Origin of the sequence: Pseudomonas sp. HMSC066A08, assembly GCF_001813025.1 — a bacterium.
GTDB classification, from domain to species: domain Bacteria; phylum Pseudomonadota; class Gammaproteobacteria; order Pseudomonadales; family Pseudomonadaceae; genus Pseudomonas; species Pseudomonas aeruginosa.
Map to the genome: position 1 here is coordinate 1 of NZ_KV811214.1, position 524 is coordinate 524.

Below are 524 nucleotides of genomic sequence, written 5' to 3' on the forward strand. Positions count from 1 at the left end.
CGGACATGAAGAAGGCAGCATCATCATTTCCTTGGCTTGCAGCAAGAAGGTAATAGCCTGCCGCCTTTGGGTAGTTATGTGCCACCAAACGATAGTACATCGCCAACTCGTAATTGGCAGGAGCATAGCCTTGGCCCGCAGCACAGTTCGTATATTTCAGCCCAAACTCATCCTGACCAGCAACATATATATATAGCTTTCCTAACTCAGTTAATGCTGGTGGATTACCCAAGCTTGCAGCCTTATCGAGAAAAGTAAGTCCATCAGTCGCAGGATTCTTGACGCCAGCGCGATTTCCGATCATTGCCGCCATATCGTAGAAACCTTGAGGAACCTTCAAGTCGATCATCTTCTGGTAGAGATCTAGAGCTTTCTGAGTGTCCTTCTCCACACCGCCCGGCCAACCGGTACGATAGAGGTTCGCCAAGTTATGCATAGCCTTCCAGTGACCACGCTCAACTGCCTTACTGTATAGATCGACGATACGATCCCAGGGCCGCAGAGTATCGGGCTTGGCCAAGGCG

The 524-nt window shown here is 50.2% G+C and carries 1 protein-coding gene; it reads right to left on the minus strand.

The annotated features are described in order from the left end of the window. A partial coding sequence (locus HMPREF2886_RS02080; protein WP_139148374.1) for a tetratricopeptide repeat protein occupies positions 1–524 on the minus strand: 524 nt, incomplete at both ends.